This window comes from Nostoc sp. NMS8 (assembly GCF_017115045.1).
Classification (GTDB): domain Bacteria; phylum Cyanobacteriota; class Cyanobacteriia; order Cyanobacteriales; family Nostocaceae; genus Nostoc.
On sequence record NZ_JABXKK010000043.1, the window covers coordinates 1 to 6,751 of the forward strand.

At 41.7% G+C, this 6,751-nt stretch carries 15 protein-coding genes; 14 read left to right on the top strand and 1 reads right to left on the bottom strand.

The features are described 5' to 3' along the window. Positions 1-286 precede the first annotated feature (286 nt). The 8 genes from HWQ39_RS07375 (at position 287) to HWQ39_RS07410 (ending at position 3,623) form a co-directional block, all read left to right on the top strand. On the top strand, positions 287-490 hold the full coding sequence (locus HWQ39_RS07375; RefSeq protein ID WP_292843093.1) for a hypothetical protein: 204 nt from the start codon (positions 287-289) through the stop codon (positions 488-490). Positions 491-505: 15 nt separating this feature from the next. Beyond that, complete coding sequence (locus tag HWQ39_RS07380; protein WP_292843095.1) at positions 506-850, top strand: hypothetical protein; 345 nt, start codon at positions 506-508, stop codon at positions 848-850. A 15-nt stretch (positions 851-865) separates the two neighbouring features. Continuing rightward, complete coding sequence (locus HWQ39_RS07385) at positions 866-1,078, top strand: hypothetical protein (RefSeq protein ID WP_292843097.1); 213 nt, start codon at positions 866-868, stop codon at positions 1,076-1,078. Between the two features lie 9 nt (positions 1,079-1,087). Further along, positions 1,088-1,345: a hypothetical protein gene (locus HWQ39_RS07390; protein WP_292843099.1), complete on the top strand. Its 258-nt coding sequence runs from the start codon at positions 1,088-1,090 to the stop codon at positions 1,343-1,345. 86 nt (positions 1,346-1,431) lie between these two features. After that, the gene (locus HWQ39_RS07395) at positions 1,432-2,661 is read left to right on the top strand and encodes an RRXRR domain-containing protein (protein WP_322721756.1); all 1,230 of its coding nucleotides are present in this window, start codon (positions 1,432-1,434) and stop codon (positions 2,659-2,661) included. Between the two features lie 90 nt (positions 2,662-2,751). Continuing rightward, positions 2,752-2,901 carry a hypothetical protein gene (locus tag HWQ39_RS07400; RefSeq protein ID WP_292843101.1) on the top strand — a complete coding sequence of 50 codons (150 nt, stop codon included), beginning with the start codon at positions 2,752-2,754 and terminating at the stop codon, positions 2,899-2,901. A gap of 6 nt (positions 2,902-2,907) precedes the next feature. Beyond that, positions 2,908-3,270 (top strand): hypothetical protein, encoded by a 363-nt coding sequence (locus HWQ39_RS07405; protein WP_292843103.1) that lies wholly within the window; start codon positions 2,908-2,910, stop codon positions 3,268-3,270. Continuing rightward, positions 3,267-3,623 (top strand): hypothetical protein, encoded by a 357-nt coding sequence (locus HWQ39_RS07410; RefSeq protein WP_292843105.1) that lies wholly within the window; start codon positions 3,267-3,269, stop codon positions 3,621-3,623. The genes HWQ39_RS07405 and HWQ39_RS07410 overlap by 4 nt, the downstream gene beginning before the upstream one ends. 234 nt (positions 3,624-3,857) lie before the next feature. Here HWQ39_RS07410 and HWQ39_RS07415 read toward each other — a convergent pair whose 3' ends face one another. Further along, positions 3,858-4,073, bottom strand: coding sequence for a hypothetical protein (locus HWQ39_RS07415; RefSeq protein WP_292843107.1), 216 nt, complete (start codon positions 4,071-4,073; stop codon positions 3,858-3,860). A gap of 136 nt (positions 4,074-4,209) precedes the next feature. On the opposite strand from HWQ39_RS07415, the gene HWQ39_RS07420 reads away from it, so the two are divergent. From HWQ39_RS07420 to HWQ39_RS07445, 6 genes are all read left to right on the top strand, one after another. Continuing rightward, positions 4,210-4,668 (top strand): hypothetical protein, encoded by a 459-nt coding sequence (locus HWQ39_RS07420; protein WP_292843109.1) that lies wholly within the window; start codon positions 4,210-4,212, stop codon positions 4,666-4,668. After that, positions 4,665-5,177: a hypothetical protein gene (locus HWQ39_RS07425; RefSeq protein ID WP_292843111.1), complete on the top strand. Its 513-nt coding sequence runs from the start codon at positions 4,665-4,667 to the stop codon at positions 5,175-5,177. The genes HWQ39_RS07420 and HWQ39_RS07425 overlap by 4 nt, the downstream gene beginning before the upstream one ends. A 65-nt stretch (positions 5,178-5,242) precedes the next feature. After that, positions 5,243-5,563 carry a hypothetical protein gene (locus HWQ39_RS07430; RefSeq protein ID WP_292843113.1) on the top strand — a complete coding sequence of 107 codons (321 nt, stop codon included), beginning with the start codon at positions 5,243-5,245 and terminating at the stop codon, positions 5,561-5,563. A 17-nt stretch (positions 5,564-5,580) separates the two neighbouring features. Further along, the gene (locus HWQ39_RS07435; protein ID WP_292843115.1) at positions 5,581-6,021 is read left to right on the top strand and encodes a hypothetical protein; all 441 of its coding nucleotides are present in this window, start codon (positions 5,581-5,583) and stop codon (positions 6,019-6,021) included. A 3-nt stretch (positions 6,022-6,024) separates the two neighbouring features. Beyond that, positions 6,025-6,330, top strand: coding sequence for a hypothetical protein (locus HWQ39_RS07440; protein ID WP_292843117.1), 306 nt, complete (start codon positions 6,025-6,027; stop codon positions 6,328-6,330). After that, complete coding sequence (locus HWQ39_RS07445; protein ID WP_292843119.1) at positions 6,330-6,722, top strand: hypothetical protein; 393 nt, start codon at positions 6,330-6,332, stop codon at positions 6,720-6,722. Before HWQ39_RS07440 ends, HWQ39_RS07445 begins: the two co-directional genes overlap by 1 nt. Positions 6,723-6,751: the final 29 nt, after the last annotated feature.

Here is a 6,751-nt window from a genome sequence, read left to right on the forward strand (position 1 = left end):
GAATTACGAAAGCAGTTGCAAACTGCTTAATCCACAAGCATTTCGGCTTTTCTTAGTGCCATTCGGTTATAGCTATACAGCTTAGGCGACTAAAGTCGCTGTTTATTTTTCCTCCTTGCTCTAAAGAGACAAGGCTCCCAAACTTATCAGGAGTTTTATGCGGTGGCAGCGCTCGATTATGCACTATCAATTTTAGTCTGGAGGTGATTCAAACGTTAGTCAATCGTAAGTTGGTGAAAGTGACAAATACAGGTGCAGGATTTTTTGTGGAGTTGGATGAAGCGAAATGAAAATACAAGTCGAGCAGCTAACTGCTAACGAATTTTTGTGGGCTAAAGAGTGTTTGCCTTGGCGCGATTTATCCTGCTCCGAAGAAGTTGAAGAACTCACAGAACAAGAAATCATTTCCGGCATCAAAAGACACTATAGCGGAGGAATAAAGCAGTTCAAGTTATCTGTAGAGGATCATATTTTTCCTAGTAATTCATAAAAATAGGTGAAACCGATGGCTAATCACAAACAAATTGCTCGTTCAAGTATGCAAGAGCCAAAAGTCCGGTTAGTTAAAAATCATCGTCCAAGAAGACGATTCAACTCCAAAGTATTCATAGATCGCACCATAGAAACAACTGCAATTGTCTCTCTGCTAATTACTGGATTTTCTGGAGTTGGGGCAATGGCTTGTTGGGGGCTAGAAGTAATCGAGACAAATGCTAATCCCAACATAATCATCTCTGGTTGGGAGCAACAGAAAAATATCTGCTTGGGTGCAATGTTGGTCAGTTTTTCCGCTTTCTTGGGCAGTTCTCTAATCGGAGCAAGTTTTAGTATTCAACGAGATAGATTTTAGGGAAAGAAACGGGCAATGAAAGAGTACAAAACTAAACATGGCGGCTACAAAATTGAGACTACCGAGTTATCAGATGGTGCTGTGGATGTTCATGTTGGTCAGCAGGGCTTTTTGAAAACAACTTGGGCATCACCTTCAACTCAAACCTTTGACAATCATACACAAGCTGTTGCCCACGCAAAGAAGGCTATTGATAACGGCGAAATTGATTCAGTTTTTCAACGTTAGAACACACCAATGGAAATTAAGCTAACTACTTCAGAAATTCAAGCCATATTGCAAGGCTGTCAATATACACTGCGGCTTATTAGCAGTAGTCAAGATTATCGCAATATCGAATCCTCCGAATACTTTTCTACATTGAATGACGTGGTTTTAAACGATGCTTTCAATATTTTGGGGGAAGTCTTGAATGCAATCGATGATGTCAATAACCCCACCCTACAACGTTATCGGGTGGGGCTTGCAAGAAATAGGTCTTGCGTGTTTGACTAGCCCACTGAGCCATGTTTAGGTACGAACTCTCGAATACTTCCCCAGTTCGAGTTATCTTCAAGCCTTCTTATTAAAGGCGTTGCATTATGGCAAGCCATCCTAAATATGGTGGGCGAGGGGACTTAAACTTTACTCAAGGATTATATCCAGTGAGAGTACCAGTAATTTCATCAGAAAATGTCCCGTTAATGCCAACAAAGCCAAGTCGAGCTAGACGTTGGATCAAAACAGGAAAAGCTATCGGTAAATTTAACAAACTAGGTATTTTTTATGTTCAATTAATAGCCGAACCATCTGATACCCAGACTCAAGAGATTGTTGTTGGTTTAGACCCTGGCAAAATGTTTTCTGGTGTTGCAGTTCAGTCTCAAAAATACACACTACAGATGTTGCACCTAGTTCTTCCATTCAAAACAGTTAAAGACCGAATGGAACAACGGGCTATGATGCGAAGGGGTAGGCGCGGTAGAAGAATTAATCGCAAAATACCTTACAACCAACGCAGTCATCGTCAAGCTAGATTTGATAATCGTTGCGGATCTTCTTACAAACTCTCACACCCGGAAACCGGGACGCGCGAGGTTTGCGCTAAATTACCTCCAAGTATTCGAGCAAACAAAGACTTGGAATACCGAGCAATTAAACTTCTTTGTGAAATTTACCCAGTAAAAATAATCGTTGTAGAAGTTGTAGAAGCACGAGGTAGCAAAAGTTTTAGCCCTGTGATGGTCGGTCAGCGATATCAAATCAATCGCCTATCTGAACTGGCTAAAGTCGAATTAAGGAAAGGCTGGGAAACATCAAATCTACGCAAACATCTGGGATTACACAAGGAAAAGTCTGACAAGTCTCTGCAAATTCCAGAAACTCACGCAGTTGATGCAGTCACGCTGGCTTGTTCTAAGTTTGTTAAATACCAAGCATGGGAGGGAGTTAAAAATCATGGCGCAAGCTGGGTAGGCAATGTAACTATTACTAATTCTCAATTCACGGTTTTACGTCGTCCTCCAATTAGTCGTAGGCAACTGCATTTGATGGTTCCATCTAAGGGTGGCAACAGACGTAAATATGGTGGAACTACAACTCGACATGGATTTAGAAAAGGCGATTTTGTTGAGGCTATCCAAGGTAAAAAATCATTCTTCGGTTGGGTAAGTGGCGATACCGAAAAACAAGTTTCAGTTAGTGATTGTAATTGGAAAAGGCTAGGACAATGTACTGCTAAAAAAGTTCGATTGATACAGCGAAACACTGGATTAATCGTGTTGTCAACTCGGAAATTGTCAAACTTAACCCCATCGAGGGGTCAAGTTTGACCCACTATCCCTCCCCGATTTGCTTCGCTGAAGTCGGGGTATCTCGTGGAAGAAAGATGAAGCAGATTACTCAAAAAGGGGAATTTTGATATGGAACAAGAAATCAGAAATGCAGTCGGGTTGGGTAGTCCTGAACTCGTAATCGAGTCAAAACCGGAGCCGGAACCAAAGCCAACTGTAACGATTTACGATTTTGGCAGACTTTTAACTGAGAATGAACCATCAGTAAAAAAGAAGTAAGAAAAGATGAATTGTAGTCTTTTCATCAAAGGAATCAGTGCAGCAGCAGCAACAATTATTTGTGGATATTTCGGCACTCAATATCTCGGCAGAAATATCATGTACGTTATTAGTGGAGCAATAGCCGGGACTGGGATCACAGCATTCATGGTTGACCGAATTACTGGTCAAAATGAAATTGACCAAGTTATGTTGCGCCGACCTCGACCTTTAAATAGACCCACCAGTTGTAGAGGTTGCAAATACTATCACGGGATCTCTTACAACGGCTCCCCTTTAATTTGTTCTGTTCATCCCAAAGGCATTGAGGGCGCGAAATGCCCCGATTGGCAAGGCTTTCAACTATCTAAAGAAGGAGCAATAACATGACGTTAACCCTAGATAATTGCTCTCAAAATAAAGAATCGTCCTTGACGCAAGCATTACAGCAGATACAACAGCTAAACTCCAAGATTCAAGAGTTGGAGCAGCAGCATCAAGATTACGTGCAGAAGCAACAGAATTTGATTGCTGCGATCGCTGAGATTTGTATTTCTCCGATCCAGGAAGTACAGGCGCTGCGGATTCTGATTTATCGGGGAGAGACAGGCTGTCGGCAGTACCTGCGTTCAGTGTTGGTTAAACAAAGTCAGGCTTCAAAAATGACCACAGGACAAATAGAAAAACCCGCTTTAAGTAAAAGAGCCAAAAACCAGGGTTTTCTGCAAAATTCAAAAAAATGAATTTTCTTTCTCATAAAGGCGCGGAATCAATCAGGGCAAGGGATTGAGCAGACCATGAGACAGTTATTTTAACGGCATTACTAGGGTTTTGAGCCTCATCGAAATCATCCGCGTGTCCCAAAGCCTTGATGCTACCGTGTTTGAGGTCGAGCAGAGTCTCATGGTCTGCTTGCTTTTTAGCGAATGCACAAAAAAGGGGGTGCAATATCCCCCTTTTACCTAAATTCTGTCAAATTATTCGGCTGTACTTTGTGCTTCAGGAATCAAACCCAATTGGTAACGGGCAAGAGTTCCTTGAAGGTGAAGCGCAAATCCTTTTTCCCAAAAGACTCGATGCATTTCTGACTCATTCCAACCCTCCATTGCTTGAATCCGTTTTGCAGCTTCATACAATGGCTCTGGAATAGAAACTGCGGTCTGAACCATTTTTGGTGTAGTTTTCTTAGGCATTTTCTCCTCGACAATAACGCTTACCTAACTTTACCCCTATAGTTATATGTTTTTGTCGAAAATCCTTCCAGAAAAATACCTTATCTATAGGGTCATACATAGGGTATTTATGCTAATCTAGAAGTGCAAAGATGTTATGGCTGTTTCTATGGCAGGAACAATTCTGAGGAACGAATATGAAAAAATTGTTGGTCAAGTTAGCGATTACACTTGGCCAAGAATTCTTCGTCGATTAGAAATATCTGATACCAGCAGTGCCAAAGCTGGGGTAATTCTGCTGGTAAGAGCTTATGCTCAACTAAAGCTTTTAAATCCCAATCGCACCATTCGATTATCAGATGTTCAACGCTACGAATTTATTTGTTCAAACTTGCCACAATTGTCATGCAACGGCGCTCAACTCTTTGAAGCATTACAAAGGCTAGAACCGCGACCATCCAAACCGACAATTTACAGATGGGGTCAAGAAATTGGAGTGCCATTTTCTGTAGATAAGATTTACACCGAATCTGAAATTCAGCAATGGGTCAAAAAAATTGCTTCTCAAACTAAATTCAAATTTCGTCAACCTAAATCAATAGGAGCCTCTTCATGAACGATTTACAAGAACTTCTGATTGCTAATGGAATCGAAATGAGTTCTGAAGAACTACGCTTGTACTTGCAAAAGAAAAGTGTAGATCCCGATGCGATTACTGAAGCAGAAATTATTGCCATCTCTGACGAACTTGTGGCACTTAAAAAAGCTAGTAATTTAATTGTTTCTAGCAATGGTAAAACAGCTAAAACTACCAAACGTACTGCCAAAACCAATAAAGCTCAACAGAGCATGAGTGATTATAAAACTTCACTTGCTAATCAAGCCAAGCAGTCGTTAGCAGAAATACAATCATTTAATTCTGCAATTACCCAAGGGACACGTGAGTTTGCCCACAAGGAGGCAATCGAAACAATCGAGACTTTAGCCAATGTGTCTAACGAGTATTTAGCAGAAGTAGCACAGTTCGCCAAAGAATTTCAGGGAGAACCAGAAGCCTTTTTTCGGTTCGGTCAGGAGATTACATCGCTCTATCTCTCTGCTGGCAATGCAGATGCGACCGAATAAATTAATCTTGGTAGCAGCAGTACTTAATCTGCTGCTATTAACTCTCGTTTTAGGCGTGGCAATATATGGAGCAACAAGAGCAGACTCGTCACAAACAATTAAATATCCACCTGAAGAAGGACGGGGAGTTGAATCTGTCCGGCTTAACACTAGAAAACCTGACAACAGAAGAATTCCTAGTCGTCCAGCAACTTATTGATGAGTCAAAGGTGCGATCGCAATCGAATAGGCAGATCGAAGAACTGATGCAACGGGGAATGATGGCTCAAACTGCGATCGCTGCAATAACAGTTTTAATGTTTTCGTTCATGGGGATATATGGCATAACCCGGTACATCGGTTCACAAGTTCAACAAGTTCAACAGACTGATACCAATTTTAAGTAGTTAAAGGGGAGAAAGGAATGTTAGGAAAGTGGCTTCCTGGTTTATTCGGCGGTAAAGGTGATGGAGTCGTGTCAACGGATTTGAGAGTTGGGGATGCTACCCAAATTGAGGGGGATTTACCAAGTTCTATCCGCGCTCGTTATACGTTACCTGCTTACACCACTGCACAACAGGTTTTGGATGAAGCAGAGGTATCGGGAACTCTCAAAGCCCAGAAATGGTTACACACTAAGTTCTCTCGCCATCGCCTTAAGCAGTTACAATCCTTGGCTGAAATGTATAAGAATCAATTGACATATTCTCAAGAAGGCATGAAGGTTGAGGAAGATTTGCAGCGAACTAGGGCGTTACATGGAGAGGCGGTGATCCGTCATGCCTTTGGGTCGCAGGAACAACAACGCCAGTTGGGGGGATACGAGCAGGCATTTAATCAAGTGGGAGATTCATTCAGATTTTAGGTTATGCAGAATAATCAAACTTCTCTTATTAAATTATCCTTTGTTGGATATGCAGTGTGTGGAGTTGGGCTATCAATGTTGATGGGTTTTTTATCCGTTGCCAGCCCAGTCAGTCAATTCTTAGTGTGGATCATTGGCATGATTTGCATTTGCGGTTTGGCAGTTGGTTTATTCAACTTTGCCGGCTTAGTCGTTAAAGGATTTGGCTTTAACCGCAAGACTTTCACCATTGGGTTAATGCCTGGGGTGATATTCCTGCTTGTGTTTTTGACCTTAGTTGCAGCTGGTGTTGCCTTGGGGGTGAGGTAATGGGATTTGAATTACAACGTCTAACTGCCAGTGGGGTGATTCATGCAGAACGGACTATCTTATGTTCTTTAGGAGCAAGTGCAGTTATGTGTCTGTCTGCTCCTTTTTTCTTAAATACTGACCGAATCACAACCGGGATGCTACTTGGTGCTGGAACGGTAAGTGCTGGATTGTTTGGGGTATCCGCTCAAATCAGTGAGAGCAAGCAAAAAGTTTATCACTCTTTAGAAGAAGCTGACCTGAAATCACTTAAACAGCATTTACAAGGTGAGGCTGTTTATGATTATGTCACAACTGCGATCGCAGCTAAACGTCGAGTTGCTAATTATGTAAATCGTCTGCCTGTTAGTGAGCGCCCCCGATGGAGATACTGTTGGCGAAATATTACTTAACATAAAAACGGTAGATTTACCGTGTAATA